Source organism: Saccharopolyspora montiporae, from assembly GCF_015209505.1.
Lineage (GTDB): Bacteria > Actinomycetota > Actinomycetes > Mycobacteriales > Pseudonocardiaceae > Saccharopolyspora > Saccharopolyspora montiporae.
Window position 1 is genome coordinate 87,462 of record NZ_JADEYC010000002.1, and the last position, 14,573, is coordinate 102,034.

Sequence of the window (14,573 nt, forward strand, 5' to 3'; positions counted from 1 at the left end):
CCGGTCAGTCCGAGCGGCCCTGCACGCGGCCCGCGCTGGGCACCCGGTACCCGGAACCGACGACCGTCTCCACCACCGCGGGTTCGCCCAGTTTCTTGCGCAGCGTCATCATCGTGACCCGCACCGTCGTGGTGAACGGGTCGGCGTTCTCGTCCCACACCCGTTCCAGCAGCTCCTCGGAGCTGACCACGTTGCCGCCGGCGGCCAGCAGCACCTGCAGCACCCCGAATTCCTTGCGGGTGAGCTCGATCGCGCGGTCCGCCCGGCGCACGAGGTGCCGACCGGGGTCCAGCTCCAATTCGTGCGCGGTGAGCAGCGGCGGCTGGACCGGGGTGGACCGCCTGCCCAGCGCGCGGACGCGAGCGGTCAGCTCCGGGAACGCGAACGGCTTGGCCAGGTAGTCGTCGGCGCCGAGGGACAGCCCTTCGACCCGGTCCTCGACGGCACCGCTGGCGGTGAGCATCAACACCCGCGTCAGCTCACCGGACCCGACCACCTCCTGGCACAGCCGGTCGCCGGGCATGCCGGGCAGATCGCGGTCCAGCACGATCACGTCGTAGCGGGTGACCGATGCCTTCTCGTGCCCGCTGTCGCCGTCGTAGGCGATGTCGACGGCCATGCCTTCCCTGCGCAACCCCCTGGCGACCGCGTCCGCCAGCGGCTTCTCGTCCTCCACGACCAGGATTCGCACGGTGTTCACCCTGCCACAGCACGGCTCTGGTGCCGCGGGGAACGCGGCGGAGCGTGTCCGCGGAACCCCTGGTCAGCGCAGGTGAAAAAGTGATATCACTATGCTAGGTTGAGGACATCGACGACCACGGAGGAGCGGAACCATGACGACCAACCCACCCGAGCACCCGGAGACCGAACCGACCCGGGAACGCACCATCCGCGCTGTGGGCGGATTCGGCATGATCGGCGTCGTGCTGGCGGTGGCCGCGATCGCGGTCGCGCTGTTCCTGGTGGCGGTGGCGAACCAGCCCGTCGGCGCGCCCGGCGCCGCGATGATCGCGGTCGCGGTGCTGCTCATCCTGGCGGACCTGGTGCTGTGCGCCGGATTCACCGCGGTCGCCCCCGGGGAGGCCCGCGTGGTGCAGCTGCTCGGCCGCTACGTCGGCACGCTGCGCGCCGACGGGCTGCAGTGGGTGAACCCGATCACCACCCGGCGCAAGGTGTCCACGCGGGTGCGCAACCACGAGACGGAGACCAGCAAGGTCAACGACGCCGACGGCAACCCCATCGAGATCGCAGCCGTCGTCGTCTGGCAGGTCGCCGACACCGCGCAGGCGGTGTTCGAGGTCGACGACTTCGAGGAGTTCGTCAGCATCCAGGCCGAGACCGCCGTCCGGCACATCGCCAACAGCTACCCCTACGACGCGCACGGCCAGCAGCGGCCCTCGCTGCGGGACAGCGCCGACGAGATCGCCGACCGGCTGTCGCACGAGGTGACCGAGCGGGTGGCCCCGGCAGGCGTGCGGATCGTCGAATCCCGGATCACCCACCTCGCCTACGCCCCGGAGATCGCCTCGGCGATGCTGCGCCGCCAGCAGGCCGACGCCGTGGTGTCCGCGCGGCAGCGGATCGTGGAGGGCGCGGTCGGCATGGTCGAAACGGCCCTGACCAGGCTGGAGCAGGACGAGATGGTCGAGCTCGACGAAGAGCGCAAGGCCGCGATGATCAGCAATCTGCTGGTGGTCCTCGTCGGCGACCGGGACGCCCAGCCGGTGGTCAACACCGGCTCGCTGTACCAGTGACCCCGCGCAGTGTCCGCGGAACGCAAGAAGCTCCTGCTGCGCTTGGACCCCGCCGTGCACGATGCGCTGGCTCGCTGGGCGGCTGACGAACTGCGCAGCACCAACGCCCAGATCGAGTTCCTGCTGCGCACAGCACTCGCCGATGCGGGCCGGATGCCGCGGAACGCGGGCGGGATGCGCAAGCGCGGCCGCCCGAGCACCGTCGAGGAGCAGCCGCCGGAGGAGAGCTGACCACCGGGCCCCGCGCACGTCCGCGGGGCCCGGTGCACGTCATCAGCCCGCCGAGCCGGGCAGGTCGGCCACGCGCAGCGGCTGCGCTTCGGAGCGGGCGAAGAACCAGCCGCCGATGCGCTCGGCGATGTCCTGCTCGGTCAACCCGAGCTCGGACAGCACCTCGTCGCGCGAGGCGTGGTCCAGGAAGCGGTTCGGCACCGCCAGATCGCGCAGCGGCACGTCGACCTCGGCATCGCGCAGCGCCGCGGCCAGCGCCCAGCCGAACCCGCCGTGCCGCCCGCAGTCCTCCACCGTGACCACCATGCTGTGCCGGGCCGCCAGGTCGACGATCTCGTCCGGCACCGGCACGACCCACCGCGGGTCCACCACGGTGACCTCGATGCCCTGGCCGGCCAGCCGTTCCGCGGCGGCGAGCGCGGGCTGGGCGAACACGCCGACCGACACCAGCAGCACGCTGCGGTCGGCGGGCGCCTGGCTGCGGCGCAGCACGTCGACGCCGTTCACCCGCTCCGCGGCGGGGATCTCCTCGATGACCGAGCCCTTGGAGAAGCGCACCACGGTCGGCCCGTCGTCGACGGCGACCGCCTCGCGCAGCTCCTCGCGCAACGTGACCGCATCGCGCGGGGCCGCGACCCGGATGCCCGGGACGAGGCCCAGGATCGACAGGTCCCACATGCCGTTGTGGCTCGGCCCGTCGTCGCCGGTGATCCCGGAGCGGTCGAGCGTCACCGTGACCGGCTGCCGGTGCAGCGCCACATCCATGAGCAGCTGGTCGAACGCCCGGTTCAGGAACGTCGAGTACACCGCGAACACCGGGTGCATCCCGCCCATGGCCAGCCCCGCCGCCGAGGTCATGCCGTGCTGCTCGGCGATGCCGACGTCGATGCACCGGTCCGGGTAGGCGTCCGCGAACTTCTGCAGCCCGGTCGGGCCGAGCATCGCGGCGGTGATGGCGACCACGTCCGGCCGCTCGCCGCCGATGCGGACGAGCTCCTCGGCGTAGACGTCCGACCAGCTCTTCGGCGCGGGCTTGGTGGGCAGACCGGTCTCCGGGTTGATCACCTTGACCTGGTGCATCAGCTCGGCCTGGTCGTTCTCGGCCGGGGCGAAGCCGTTGCCCTTGCGGGTCACCGCGTGCACGATCACCGGGCCGTTGAACGACTTGGCCATGGTCAGCGCGTGCTCCATCGCCCGCAGGTCATGACCGTCGACCGGACCGAGGTACTTCAGTCCGAGGTCGGAGAACATCACCTGGGGGCTGATGGCGTCCTTGATGCCGCTCTTGGCCGCGTGCAGGCCGGTGTACAGCGACCGGCCGACCACCGGCAGGTTGCGCAGCGTGCGCCGACCGCTCTCCAGCGCCCGCTCGTAGCTCGGATTGAGCCGCAGCGAGGTGAGGTGCTCGGCGAGGCCCCCGATGGTGGGTGCGTAGGAGCGCCCGTTGTCGTTGACGATGATCACGACCGGGCGGTCCTGGTCACCGGCGATGTTGTTCAGCGCTTCCCAGCACATGCCACCGGTCAGCGCACCGTCGCCGACCACCGCGACCGCGTGCTGGTCCAGCCCCTTCAGCTGGAAGGAGTGGGCCAAGCCGTCGGCGTAGGACAGCGCCGTGGACGCGTGGCTGTTCTCGACCAGGTCGTGCTCGCTCTCCGCGCGCGACGGGTAGCCGGACAGCCCGTCCGACTTGCGCAGCCGGTCGAAGCCCTCCTGCCTGCCGGTGAGCATCTTGTGCACGTAAGCCTGGTGCCCCGTGTCGAACACCACCGCATCGTCGGGCGAATCGAACACCCGGTGGACCGCGAGGGTGAGCTCCACCGCACCCAGGTTGGGACCCAGGTGCCCACCGGTCCGGGACACCTTGTCGATCAGGAACTGCCTGATCTCGTCCGCCAGCTCCGCCAGTTCCTCGTGTTTCAGGCTCTTGACATCAGCCGGACTGCGCACAGACCCCAGCAGCGTCACCAGCTCCACCTCACTCGTCGTGCCGGACGGTTCTCTCGCATGCCGAGCGCCGGCGGGCTGCCTGACGGCCTCCGCGATGCGGGCCGGTCCCAGTTTACGAAAGCGGTGCCGAGCAGTCGCCTTCGCGGTTGCCCGAGCGGTTTCCCCACGGCACACCCATCGGCGACGATGACCAGTATGGTTCGATCAGTCAACACGCCGACCGCGACCGCGCGGTCAACCCGACGGGAGCGCGATGACCGAGCCGACCGACCGGAACGCCGAGCTCAGAGCACGCAACGCGGCCATGCAGGAGCACGTCAGCAGTCTACTCACCGGACTGCAGCGGCAGACCGAGCAACTGCAGCAGGCCCAGGCCGAAGCGATGAGCGCCACAGGCCGGGCCACCTCACCGGACGGCCTGGTCACCGTGCACGTCAACGCCGCGGGCATCGCCACCGACGTCGAGGTATCCCCGTCGGCGTTCAAGACCTCGACGCCGGACAAGCTCGGCCGAGCGTTCCTGCAGGCCGGCCAGGCCGCCGCGCAGGACGCGCGGAGCCGGGCGGACGCGGCGCTGGCCCCGCTGCAGCAGGACGTGCCCGATCTGCCGGACGTGTTCGCCGACGCCCCGTCGCTGAAGAACTTGGTCCCGGAACCACCGGACGTCCCGATGACGGGCGCGCAGCCCGCCGAACGGGAATCGTGGGACGAATGGGACGAATGGGACGAATTCGACCCGCGCGAGGGCGGGCGCCGATGAGCGGGATGGACGTCGACCCCGAAGCGCTGCGCAGCCAGGCCCCGAAGTTCGGCTCCGCCGCCGACGCGGTCGGCGAGGTGCTGGACACGCTCAGCGCGGCCATCGAGGCCGAGGGCGAATGCTGGGGCACCGACGACGCCGGGCAGGAGTTCGCGAAGAACTACTCCCCCGCCACGGACCAGGCGCGCGACGGGCTGACCAGCGCGGTCGAGATGCTCAACCAGGTACACCGGGAACTCGCCGACACCGCGACGACGTGGGAATCCAGCGACCAGCAGGGCTCGGCCACCATCTCGGCCGTGCCGGTGGAGGGAGCCTGATGCCCATCGAGATCCCGGGTGCCGTGCAGTGGCTCACCCCGATCGTCGTCGGCGCCGACTGGCCGGAAGGCGACGAGGACGCGCTGCGGCGACTGGCGGAGGCGTGGACCGAGGCCGGCGACGGGCTCGAATCCGTACTCGACGACACCGAATCCTTCGTCAACTCCGCGCTGCAGTGCATGCAGGGCGAGACGGCCGACGCGTTCGAGCAGTTCGGCAGCAAGCTGACCTCGGACGACGAACTGCTGTCCCAACTGCGCGACCTCTGCGAGCAACTCGGCCAGTCCTGCGACGACGCGGCGATGGAGATCGAGTACACCAAGCTCAGCATCATCGCGGCCCTGCTCATCCTCGCCGCGCAGATCGCCGCCATGCTCGCCGCAGCAGCGGCGACCGTCGGCGGCAGCACCGCGGGCATCCCGGTCGCCCAAGCGGCGACGCAGCTGACGGTGAAGCAGATCATCCAGCAGCTGCTCGCGACGATCGCGAAGAACATCGCGCAGAGCATCGTCGTCAACGTCGGGCTCAACGTCGGCGTCGACGCGGCGATCCAGGGCGGGCAGATGCTGTCCGGTAACCGGGACAACTGGGACGGTGAAAAGACCGGCGCTGCGGCAAAATCCGGTGTCGCGGCGGGGATCGCGGGTGGCGCCGTCGGTTCCCTGTCCGGCCCGGCTCCCGTGGCCGGCGCCGGGGCGAAGGAATTCACCCAGGCAGCCGCGTACGGAGCGGGTAAGGGCGCGTTGGAAGGATCGCTCGGCGCAGGCATCAACAACGAGCTCCAGGGCAACGATCAGGAGCCCGATTCCTTGCTGGCCGGCGCGGTCAGCGGTGTCCCTGGCGGGGTTCTGGGCAATACTCACGACCTCAACGGCGGGATCCCGGACTCCAGCACCCCTGGCGGTCAGGCTGCCGACGCGATCGCCTCGGATGCCGGCCCCACGATGGTCAACGCAGACGACGAAGCCGCGGCAACCGCTCCGGAGGACGTTTCACTGCCCGACTCGGACGAGCTTAACCTTCCGGAGAACCCCGGGATAAGCTGAAAAACCGCGAATCGCCCCAGACAACAGTGCATGCCGGGGCCATTCGCGGCACAAATACGTTCTCTGCACTCCAGCATGACCTAGTCCGCCACCAGCTGCGGTGTCATCTGCTTGCGCAACCACACCGCACGCGCGAACTCCCGCGGCTCATCCACCGGCAGCTTGTACTCCGCGCGCTGGGTGCGCACCACGACCAAACCCTGCCCAGGCCGCGGGAACACACCCCGCGCATCATCCAAACCCGGCCACAACCGCTCATCCCCCGCAGCCGACGCCGTCCGCACATCCAGCACGTACGACAACTTCACCTGGCGCGTCGATTCCTCCGAAGCACCGGATCCCGACTTCGCGGACGCGACCTTGATCGTCAGCTCATCGGCTTCCAACCAGGCGCAATCCTCGGTCCAGAACTTCGCCGTCGCCGTGCGCAACCGCACCGCAACCCGGATACCCGAACCGCCGAGGGCACCGAAGAACGGACGGGTCAAGACATGAGAAGCACGCCCAACGAGCACCGCCGAAATCACCGCGGGCGCCACGATCATCAAACCCCCCAGCCAAGAAGGCACCCGCTCGAAAACCACACCGAACGCGTTGTGCAGCCCCCAGCCGAGAAAGGCACCGCTCGCGGCGGCACCCAGGACCCACAGTTCGGGGTTCAGCAGTCGTTTGCCGCTGGTTGTCACCAGCCCCAGCGCCCACCCCACCACGCACAGGCCAAGCGGAACTCCCAAGCCGATGCGCCCGAGCCCACGCTGTTTCGACCCAAGAACGGGTAGGTCTTGGGCGCTCCAAGACAGTCGCAGCGAGACCAGCACCACAACGGTCGCGGTCAGTGCAACGAAGAAGAGCGTGCACAGCAACACCCAACGCCGCGCCCGGCCCCACCGCTGCTCCAGATCCGCGCGTGCCGAACCGTCAACCGGCTCCGGCAACTTCGGCAACCACATCACGAACTCCGTTCTCGGACACCCATTCCCGCCGCGCGTGCCGTGCTCAGATCGGGGTGCGCGGGCTGTGCGCGGCCCAGCGGATCCTGCGGCGCAACACCTCCGCGAACTCCCGCGGCACGTCCACCGGCACGACCCAGTCGCCGCGCTCGGTGCGCACCCACACCACCTCCTGTCCCGCCGGGGCGAACACCCCACGCGTCGGCGGGAAACCCGGCCACAGCGGTTCGGTGCCCGCCGCGGGAGCCGTCCGCACATCCTGGACCTCGGGAAGCGGCACGCTGTTGCGCAGTGCGTGCCTCGTCTGACCCAGGCTGCCCGATCCCACCGACAACTCCAGACCGTGTTCGTCCACCGTCACGATGTTGCGCTTGTTCGCCGTGGTCCTCGTCAACCGCAGCGGCAGTTGGACGTGGATCGGTGACAGGCCCAATTCGGCGACGAGCGGATGCAGCACGCACCGACCGGCCTTGTGCAGCAGCCACATGGCCAGCACCACGATCCCGACGAAGCCGAACATGGCCGCAGGCCCCAGGACCAGGGCGAGCGCGGCACCCGGCCCCAGAGCCATCGGAATGCCGGTGACGAACCCGATCGTCCGCCAGCGGGCGGGCCGGCGGGCGCGCTTGCCGCGGATCAGGAACGTACCGAGCAGCAACGCCACCACGCCGTACCCGAGGGGAGCCGCGATCCCGAACCCGAGCGGCGAGGCCGGCATGTCGAGCTCGGCGAACGCACCGAGCCAACTCCACATCTCGACCGACACGAACGTTCCGGCCGCAATCAGCAGCACGTAGAACGCGGTACATCCGAGAACCCACCGCTGCGCGCTGCGCCACCGCTGTTCCACAACCTGACGTGCGGCAGGTTCGACGGGTTCGGGCAATCCGGGCAACCACATGACATCCCCCTCGTGCTGCGTCGACCGCAGGCATCCAACCATCGCAGCACGACGGACGTCCCGGAGAACCGGCAGAATCGATCACCGTCGCGGTGGCGCCGGAAGCACCTTCTCGACGGGCTCGGTCACCCGGCCGGTTCGAGCAGCGCGATGGACTCGATGTGCTGCGTCATCGGGAACGCGTCGTAGGCCTCCAGCGCCGTCATCCGGTACCCGCGGTCGCCGTACAGGCCGACATCGCGCGCCAGCGCCGCCGGATCGCAGGCGACGTGCACGATGCGGGAGGGTCGGCGGTCGGTGATCGCGGACACCACCTCGCGGCCCGCGCCCTTCCGCGGCGGGTCCAGCACCACGACGTCCGGATCGGACAGCGTGTCGTCGCCGAGCATCCGCTCGACCTTGCCCGCCAGGCAGGCGACCTGCGCCAGATCGCCCAGGTTCTCCTGCGCATCGGCCACCGCCCCACGCGAAGACTCCACCAGCAGGACGTGCCCGTCCGGACCGGTCTGCTCCGCCAGCGCGGCCGCGAACAGGCCGACACCGCCGTACAGGTCCCAGGCGACCCCGCCGTCCGGAACGGCCGCGAACCGGGCCACGACCTCGCTGAACGTTTCCGGCGCCGCCCGGTGCACCTGCCAAAACCCCTGGGCGGCCACGTCGAACGACCGGTCCGCCACGACTTCGCGGGCCACCCCGCTGCCGCTGACCGTGCGGGACACCGGGGCGGCGCCGCGGCGCCGGGGCCTGCGGTCGGTCGCGGCCACGTGCACCTCACCCGCGGAATCCGCCGCGGTGGAGATCTCCGTACCGGGTCGCCACCGGCGGGACGTGACAGCGTCGACCGCCGCGTGCTCGGTGATCGGGCAGTCCTCGGCCGGGATCACCCGGTGGCTGCGGTGCGCGCGGAACCCGGCACGCCCCGACGGGTCGGCCACCAGGCGTGCCCGGGAGCGCCAGCGCAGCAGACCGCCCGGCAGTTCCCGGACCTGCACCGGCCAGTCGAGACCCGCCAGGCGCTGCAGCTGCTCGGTCACCACCGCCGATTTGAGCTCGCGCTGCACCTCGCCCGTGGCGTGCTGCCAGTCGCAGCCACCGCACCGGTCCGGTCCGCGGGAGATGTCCGCCAGCGGGCAGGGCGGCTCGACCCGCCCCTCGGCCGCGCGGAGCACCTCCACCGCATCGGCGCGGCAGAACCCACCGCCCGGGTCCTCGGTGACCTCGGCCACGACTTCCTCGCCCGGCAGCGCATGCCGGACGAACACGACCCGGCCCTCGTGGCGGGCCACGCAGTGCCCGCCGTGCGCCACCGGCCCGATCTCGACCCGCAGCCTGCTACCGGTCCAATCCGGCTTGTCGGTCACCGCTTCGTTCTCCTCGCCCGTTGCTGCCGACCCGCGCCGGGTCGTCCCGGGCGCGGCCGCGGTCCGCTTGCTGCGCCCGCGCTTGAGCAGTCCAAGGTGTCACGGGGCCGCGCCGGCCGGCACAGCGGGTTGCGCAGCGGGAAACCGCGGAGCGGGCCCGCGCCTTCAGTTCGGCGAGGGGTTCGCCGGAGCGGCGTCGGCCTCGGCGGCGGTCCGCGTGACGAGCTTGTCCGCGCGGCGGATCGCCCAGATGGTGACCAGCAGGGCCACCGCGGTCAGCGGGTAACCCATGACGATCCGCGCGAAGGCCAGCCATCCGGTGTGGTCACCGTCGTAGAGCCAGCGCTGCACGATCCACTTCGCGGCGAACACCGCGGTCCAGGACAGGGTGGCGATGTCGTAGGCGTGCAGGGCGGCGGGTTGCTTGCGCCACCCGGACCCCTGGCTCTTCAGCAGCGACCAGACCACGCCGATCAGCGGCCATCGCGCCAGCACCGACACCAGGAAGACCCCGCCGTAGATGAGGCTGGTCCAGATGCCGAGCAGGAAGAAGTCCTTCGTCTCACCGGAGCGGTAGGCGAACAGCGCGCACACCGCGACCACGAGCACCCCGGAGACCACCGGCTGCAGCGGTTCGCGCCGGACGACGCGGAACACGCCGATCGCCACCGTGATCCCGATCGCCGACCACACCGCGGGCATCAGCCCGGCGAAGGAGCTGACGACCACGAACACGATCACCGGGACAGTGGAGTAGACGAGCCCGAGCACACCGCCCATCTGGTCGAGGAGCGTCTGGTCCGGGTCGATGACCCGCTTGCGGGGCGTGTCCTGCTGCGCGCCGGTGTCCTCGTGCTCGGACCCGTCGGCTGCGTCGCGTTCGCTCATGCGGTGATCTGCAACTCGTCGTAGGGGATGTGGGCGGCACGGCGGCAGCACCGTGCGATCGACGAACACCGGTACCGCGATCCTCGGCGGCACACCGGCGGCACGGGCTGGGACCCGACACCGGCTCCCGGCACCTCCGGCGCCCGGATCCGCGATGTGCTCCGCGGCCGTACGGTCACCACCCTAGCCCGGCAGCACCCGGCCGGTCCCGCTCCGGGAGCGGAACGCAAGTCGGGATCGCACGATCGGAGCACATCCGGTCGGGGCCGGTGCGGCCTCAGCCGGTCTGGCTGCCCGCGCCGGACTGCTCCTGCTGCTCCTGGGCCTGCTGGATGTGCTGCATGATCTCGTCCGGCAGCTGGATCGGCAGCGGAGTGCGCACCGGCATCGGGTCCTCGCCACGGACCACCACCGTCTTGTCCAGCACCTGGTAGAGCAGATCGGCGCAGGCGGCGGCGTTGTCCGACGGACCGGCCGCCACACCGCGGAGCAGCCAGCGCGGACCGTCCACCCCGACGAACCGCAGCGCGGCCTTGGGCGAATCGGCGACCAGTTCCGCACCCCAGTCGCCGCCCTCGGTGTGCACCTGGGCACCGTCCTTGCGCAGCTGGTCGGCGAGCTCGTCGCGCACGTCGGACCACAGGCCGCCGCTGCGCGGTGCGGCGAAGGCGCTGACCGTCAGCCTGCCCACGCCGGTGACCATGTGCACCGCCCGCACCGGACCCGCCGGGTCGACCTCGACCTGCAGCTGCCCCCCGTCCGGCACCGGCACCCGCACGGATCCGAGGTCGAGCCGCTCGACCCCGTCGTCGGGTGCCTCGCCCGCGTCGAAGGGACCCTGCTGCTCCGCGGGATCGGCCTCGTCCGCGTACAGCTCGTCCTCGGCGGCCTTGGCGGCGCGCCGACGCCCCAATCCGAACATCCCGTCAGACCTCCGTCCTGTGACCGGCCCCGGAATCCCCCGGAGCCGCCAGCACTTCGTGCCCCCCGGTGGAACCGTATCCCCCGGTTCCCCGCTGCGAGTCCGGCAACTCCTCGACCTCGTGGAATTCGGCGTGCTCGACTCGCTGCACCACGAGCTGCGCGATCCGGTCGCCGCGCCGCAGCGCCAGCGGTTCCCGCCGGTCGTGGTTGATCAGGCACACCTTGATCTCACCGCGGTACCCGCTGTCGATGGTGCCGGGCGCGTTGACCACGCTCAGCCCGGACCGGGCGGCCAGACCCGACCTCGGGTGCACGAAACCGGCGTACCCGGGTGGCAGCGCCACCGCTACCCCGGTCCCCACCAGCGCGCGCTCCCCGGGCTGCAGCACCAGGTCGGAGGTGGTGACCAGGTCGGCGCCGGCGTCGCCGGGTTCGGCGTAGGAGGGCAGTTCCACATCGGGATCGATTCGGGCCAGCAGCACCTTCACGTTCGACACGGGCGGCGAGACTACCCTGAAGGCGTGTCCGAGAGCGCAGAAGCAGCCAGCCGTCCCCGGGACACCCCCGGTCAGGCGAACAGTGTCGAGCACCCGGCGTTCCGCGAGCGCTTGTACTCCTCGTGGTGGACCTGGCCGCTGCCGCTGATCGCGGCCGTCCTGCTGGCCGCCGAAGTCCACATGGGCTACCCGGGCGTGCGCGCCTGGCTGCCCTACGTGCTGCTCGTCCCGGTGGCGATCGCGGTCCCCATCTCGCTGGGCCGCACCAAGGTCGAGGTCGCCGACGGCGAGTTCCGAGCGGGGGATGCGCACGTGCCGCTGCGGTTCATCGCCGATGCGGAAGTGGTCACCGCCGCGGAGAAGCGGCGGGCGCTGGGCCCCGACCTGGACCCGGCGGCGTTCGTGCGGCACCGGCCGTGGATCAGCACGGGCGTGCGGGTGTGGCTGGACGACGAGAACGATCCGACGCCGTACTGGGTGATCAGCACGCGCCGCCCGGAGCAGCTGGCCGAGATCCTGCGCCAGGGCTGAACCCGCCCGGCAGGCGCTGCTGCGGAAAAGCGACTGGGCACACGCGAACGCGTGTGCCCAGTGGGTTGCGGGTCCCGGCGCGGTCCGAGCTGCGGACTTCCGGTGTCGCCGACGCGGCCCGCCCCTCCGGCTGGGCCTGCTGCCTCACGCAGCGCAGTCGCGGCAGACGAACTGGCCGTTGCGGGTCTCGGCGAGGCGGCTGCGGTGGTGCACCAGGAAGCAGCTCGAACACGTGAACTCGTCCGCCTGCTTCGGCAGGACCTTCACGGTCATCTCTTCACCGGACAGGTCCGCACCGGGCAGCTCGTAGTTCTCGGCGATCGCCCCTTCGTCCTCGTCGACGACCCCGGATTGCGCATCGTTGCGCCGCGCCTTCAGCTCCTCCAACGAGTCCTCGGCGAGGTCATCGGACTCGCGGCGCGGAGCATCGTAGTCGGTCGCCATCGTGATTCACCCCTGCGTTAGTGGAGACTGCAATAGGTGTGCCGCTGGTCAACGTTCCAGGACCCGAATTTGTGCCCGCGAGCAGAGTGATCGTGGTCTCCCTAGCAACGTGCCTGACTTCCCCCGTGGTGAGCGAATTGCCTCATTCCGGCACTGGCTGAGGCGCCGAGAGGGTAGCTCATGGCGTTCCTCCGCGCGCACCAGGTCACCTGGTTGTGTGGTGTTCGTTGCACCCTGCGGCGGAAGCGGCCCGCGCCGCACCGAACCGCCCCGCTCGCACCACCGGACTCCCCCGTCCCGCTCCCGGCGCAGTGCGCTGGTGATTCCGCCGCGTCATCGATCAGGTCCGGGGTCCGCAACAAGTGCGAAACAGTCCGGGCTCGCCCACCGCGCCGTCCGCGCGGAACCCCTAGGCTGAGGCGCAGCGGGCGTCGTCCGCGCGCAGGCGCAGGCAGCCAGGGAGGGGCAGGACACGTGTCAGCCGTGAGCGCTAGGAGAGGCCGACAGGGCCCCCGGTACCGGCGCCGCCGCCCGATACCCGCGCTCATCGTGCTGGTGGCGCTGGTGGGCTTGTCCGGGGTCGTGTGGACGAACGTGTTCGATTCGGTCGAGGACATCGAGACCGCCACCCGGTGCGCACCACCGTCCCCGCCGCGCGCAGGGGCCACGCAGGGCACGCAGCAGCCCATCGGCCAGATGCTCGCCCGCGACGCGCTCGACCGCACGAATCCGGTTCCCCCGCAGGACATCCCGGTGCGGGTGCTCAACGGCAACGGCGAATCGCGCCAGGCCACGCTGGTCAGCGACGAGCTGAGCACCCTGGGCTTCGCCCCCGCGGGTGCCGACGACGACCCGGTCTACGTCAACTACGACCTGCGCTGCCACGGCCAGATCCGCTACGGCGACGCCGGCGCGAGCGCAGCCCGCACCATGAGCCTGATCGCGCCGTGCGCGCAGCTCGTCCGGGACGAGCGACCGGACGCCGGAGTGGATTTCGCCCTGGGCGCGGACTTCGACGACATCAAGACCACCCAAGAGGCCAAGCAGGTCCTGCAGGAGCTGCAGAACTGGGTCCCGGAACGCGACCAGCAGGACGGCACGGCCGAGGGCATCACGCCACCGAAGATCAGCAACGACATGATGGCCACGGCACGCGACGTGCACTGCTGACCGGCCGCCGGGGAGGCTCACACCTCCCCGGCGCGCACCTCCTGCAACGCCTCGGTCAACGCCCCGGACACACCGGGCGCGGCGCACACCAGCGCCTGCCGCCCCAGCCCATCCGGGTCCTGCTCACCGGGCAACCGAACGTCGGCACCTGCTTCGGCGGCGATGAGCGCGCCCGCCGCCCAGTCCCACCGGTTGAGCCCGATCTCGTAGAAGCCGTCCAGCCAGCCCGCGGCCACCGCGCACAGGTCCAGCGACGCGGCACCGCTGCGCCGGATGTCGCGCACCCGCCCGAGCAGCCCGGACACCGCCTCGGCCTGGGCGGCACGTCGTTGCGCTGCATAGGCGAATCCGGTACCGATGAGGGCGAGGTCGAGCCGATCGGAACCGGACACCCGCAGCGCGCTGCCGTCGAGGTAGGCCCCCTGCCCGGCGGCGGCGCTGAACACGCGGCCGGAGACCGGCTCCACTACAGCTCCCGCGACCGAACGCCCGTCGATCTGCGCGGCCAGCGACACGGCGTACCAGGGATAGCCGTACAGGTAGTTCACCGTGCCATCGATCGGATCCACGACCCAGCGCAGGCCATCGAGGGCGTTCGCGCCGCCCTCCTCCTCGCCGAGCACGGACTCGCCAGGCCGATGCTCCGCGAGGCGGTCCCGCACCAGCCGCTCGACCGCGCGGTCGCCGGCGGTCACCACATCGGTCTCGGTGCTCTTGGTGCCCACCTCGCCGATCGATTCAGCACGCACCGTGAGCGCCAGTTCGGCCGCCTCACCCGAGATCCGTACTGCGATTGCACGCAGGGTTTCCGCTGTTTGCTGCACGTCCCATCCCACGCGCACATCG

17 protein-coding genes are annotated in these 14,573 nt (G+C 70.9%); 7 read left to right on the top strand and 10 right to left on the bottom strand.

Annotation, left to right across the window (positions count from 1 at the left end):
* Positions 1 to 4: 4 nt before the first annotated feature.
* Positions 5 to 691, bottom strand: a complete 687-nt coding sequence (locus IQ251_RS01150; RefSeq protein ID WP_193926593.1) for a response regulator transcription factor — start codon at positions 689 to 691, stop codon at positions 5 to 7.
* A gap of 142 nt (positions 692 to 833) precedes the next feature.
* Here IQ251_RS01150 and IQ251_RS01155 point away from each other — a divergent pair, with 142 nt between their 5' ends.
* Together IQ251_RS01155 and IQ251_RS01160 are read left to right on the top strand one after the other, a co-directional pair.
* Positions 834 to 1,754, top strand: a complete 921-nt coding sequence (locus IQ251_RS01155; RefSeq protein ID WP_193926493.1) for an SPFH domain-containing protein — start codon at positions 834 to 836, stop codon at positions 1,752 to 1,754.
* Between the two features lie 9 nt (positions 1,755 to 1,763).
* Positions 1,764 to 1,985, top strand: a complete 222-nt coding sequence (locus tag IQ251_RS01160) for a type II toxin-antitoxin system antitoxin (RefSeq protein ID WP_193926494.1) — start codon at positions 1,764 to 1,766, stop codon at positions 1,983 to 1,985.
* A gap of 42 nt (positions 1,986 to 2,027) precedes the next feature.
* Here IQ251_RS01160 and dxs read toward each other — a convergent pair whose 3' ends face one another.
* Positions 2,028 to 3,953: a 1-deoxy-D-xylulose-5-phosphate synthase gene (gene dxs, locus IQ251_RS01165; protein ID WP_193926495.1), complete on the bottom strand. Its 1,926-nt coding sequence runs from the start codon at positions 3,951 to 3,953 to the stop codon at positions 2,028 to 2,030.
* 235 nt (positions 3,954 to 4,188) lie between these two features.
* Between dxs and IQ251_RS01170 the strand changes: the two genes are divergently transcribed.
* Genes IQ251_RS01170 through IQ251_RS01180 form a run of 3 tightly spaced genes read left to right on the top strand, consistent with a single transcriptional unit; the run spans position 4,189 to position 6,061 of the window.
* A complete protein-coding gene (locus IQ251_RS01170; protein WP_193926496.1) occupies positions 4,189 to 4,695 on the top strand; it encodes a YbaB/EbfC family nucleoid-associated protein in 507 nt (168 codons plus the stop codon).
* Positions 4,692 to 5,015, top strand: a complete 324-nt coding sequence (locus IQ251_RS01175; protein ID WP_193926497.1) for a WXG100 family type VII secretion target — start codon at positions 4,692 to 4,694, stop codon at positions 5,013 to 5,015. The genes IQ251_RS01170 and IQ251_RS01175 overlap by 4 nt, the downstream gene beginning before the upstream one ends.
* A complete protein-coding gene (locus IQ251_RS01180) occupies positions 5,015 to 6,061 on the top strand; it encodes a WXG100 family type VII secretion target (RefSeq protein WP_193926498.1) in 1,047 nt (348 codons plus the stop codon). Before IQ251_RS01175 ends, IQ251_RS01180 begins: the two co-directional genes overlap by 1 nt.
* Positions 6,062 to 6,141: 80 nt before the next feature.
* On the opposite strand, the gene IQ251_RS01185 is transcribed toward IQ251_RS01180, so the two are convergent.
* The 6 genes from IQ251_RS01185 to dut form a co-directional block, all read right to left on the bottom strand.
* Positions 6,142 to 7,011 (bottom strand): hypothetical protein, encoded by an 870-nt coding sequence (locus IQ251_RS01185; RefSeq protein ID WP_193926499.1) that lies wholly within the window; start codon positions 7,009 to 7,011, stop codon positions 6,142 to 6,144.
* A 46-nt stretch (positions 7,012 to 7,057) separates the two neighbouring features.
* Entirely contained in the window at positions 7,058 to 7,804 is a 747-nt protein-coding gene (locus tag IQ251_RS01190; RefSeq protein ID WP_193926500.1) for a hypothetical protein, read from the bottom strand.
* Positions 7,805 to 8,037: 233 nt separating this feature from the next.
* A complete protein-coding gene (locus tag IQ251_RS01195) occupies positions 8,038 to 9,273 on the bottom strand; it encodes a class I SAM-dependent RNA methyltransferase (RefSeq protein WP_193926501.1) in 1,236 nt (411 codons plus the stop codon).
* A 165-nt stretch (positions 9,274 to 9,438) separates the two neighbouring features.
* Positions 9,439 to 10,161: a DUF3159 domain-containing protein gene (locus IQ251_RS01200; RefSeq protein ID WP_193926502.1), complete on the bottom strand. Its 723-nt coding sequence runs from the start codon at positions 10,159 to 10,161 to the stop codon at positions 9,439 to 9,441.
* A 277-nt stretch (positions 10,162 to 10,438) separates the two neighbouring features.
* Entirely contained in the window at positions 10,439 to 11,083 is a 645-nt protein-coding gene (locus IQ251_RS01205) for a DUF3710 domain-containing protein (RefSeq protein WP_193926503.1), read from the bottom strand.
* Positions 11,084 to 11,087: 4 nt separating this feature from the next.
* On the bottom strand, positions 11,088 to 11,582 hold the full coding sequence (gene dut, locus IQ251_RS01210) for a dUTP diphosphatase (protein WP_193926504.1): 495 nt from the start codon (positions 11,580 to 11,582) through the stop codon (positions 11,088 to 11,090).
* Between the two features lie 24 nt (positions 11,583 to 11,606).
* Here dut and IQ251_RS01215 point away from each other — a divergent pair, with 24 nt between their 5' ends.
* Positions 11,607 to 12,113, top strand: coding sequence for a DUF3093 domain-containing protein (locus IQ251_RS01215; RefSeq protein ID WP_193926505.1), 507 nt, complete (start codon positions 11,607 to 11,609; stop codon positions 12,111 to 12,113).
* 144 nt (positions 12,114 to 12,257) lie between these two features.
* On the opposite strand, the gene IQ251_RS01220 is transcribed toward IQ251_RS01215, so the two are convergent.
* Positions 12,258 to 12,557 carry a DUF4193 domain-containing protein gene (locus IQ251_RS01220; RefSeq protein WP_193926506.1) on the bottom strand — a complete coding sequence of 100 codons (300 nt, stop codon included), beginning with the start codon at positions 12,555 to 12,557 and terminating at the stop codon, positions 12,258 to 12,260.
* A gap of 180 nt (positions 12,558 to 12,737) precedes the next feature.
* Between IQ251_RS01220 and cei the strand changes: the two genes are divergently transcribed.
* Positions 12,738 to 13,727 carry an envelope integrity protein Cei gene (cei, locus tag IQ251_RS01225; protein ID WP_193926507.1) on the top strand — a complete coding sequence of 330 codons (990 nt, stop codon included), beginning with the start codon at positions 12,738 to 12,740 and terminating at the stop codon, positions 13,725 to 13,727.
* Between the two features lie 17 nt (positions 13,728 to 13,744).
* Here the strand turns inward: cei and IQ251_RS01230 are convergent, their stop codons facing one another.
* The gene (locus IQ251_RS01230) at positions 13,745 to 14,551 is read right to left on the bottom strand and encodes an inositol monophosphatase family protein (protein WP_370591130.1); all 807 of its coding nucleotides are present in this window, start codon (positions 14,549 to 14,551) and stop codon (positions 13,745 to 13,747) included.
* Positions 14,552 to 14,573: the final 22 nt, after the last annotated feature.

Excerpts from the sequence above, each read along its gene's own strand:
- IQ251_RS01155 (WP_193926493.1), top strand. The coding sequence starts at position 834 with ATGACGACCAACCCACCCGAGCACCCGGAGACCGAACCGACCCGGGAA.
- IQ251_RS01170 (WP_193926496.1), top strand. The coding sequence starts at position 4,189 with ATGACCGAGCCGACCGACCGGAACGCCGAGCTCAGAGCACGCAACGCG.
- IQ251_RS01175 (WP_193926497.1), top strand. The coding sequence starts at position 4,692 with ATGAGCGGGATGGACGTCGACCCCGAAGCGCTGCGCAGCCAGGCCCCG.
- IQ251_RS01180 (WP_193926498.1), top strand. The coding sequence starts at position 5,015 with ATGCCCATCGAGATCCCGGGTGCCGTGCAGTGGCTCACCCCGATCGTC.
- IQ251_RS01185 (WP_193926499.1), bottom strand. The coding sequence starts at position 7,011 with ATGTGGTTGCCGAAGTTGCCGGAGCCGGTTGACGGTTCGGCACGCGCG.
- IQ251_RS01200 (WP_193926502.1), bottom strand. The coding sequence starts at position 10,161 with ATGAGCGAACGCGACGCAGCCGACGGGTCCGAGCACGAGGACACCGGC.
- IQ251_RS01205 (WP_193926503.1), bottom strand. The coding sequence starts at position 11,083 with ATGTTCGGATTGGGGCGTCGGCGCGCCGCCAAGGCCGCCGAGGACGAG.
- IQ251_RS01220 (WP_193926506.1), bottom strand. The coding sequence starts at position 12,557 with ATGGCGACCGACTACGATGCTCCGCGCCGCGAGTCCGATGACCTCGCC.
- cei (WP_193926507.1), top strand. The coding sequence starts at position 12,738 with ATGGCGTTCCTCCGCGCGCACCAGGTCACCTGGTTGTGTGGTGTTCGT.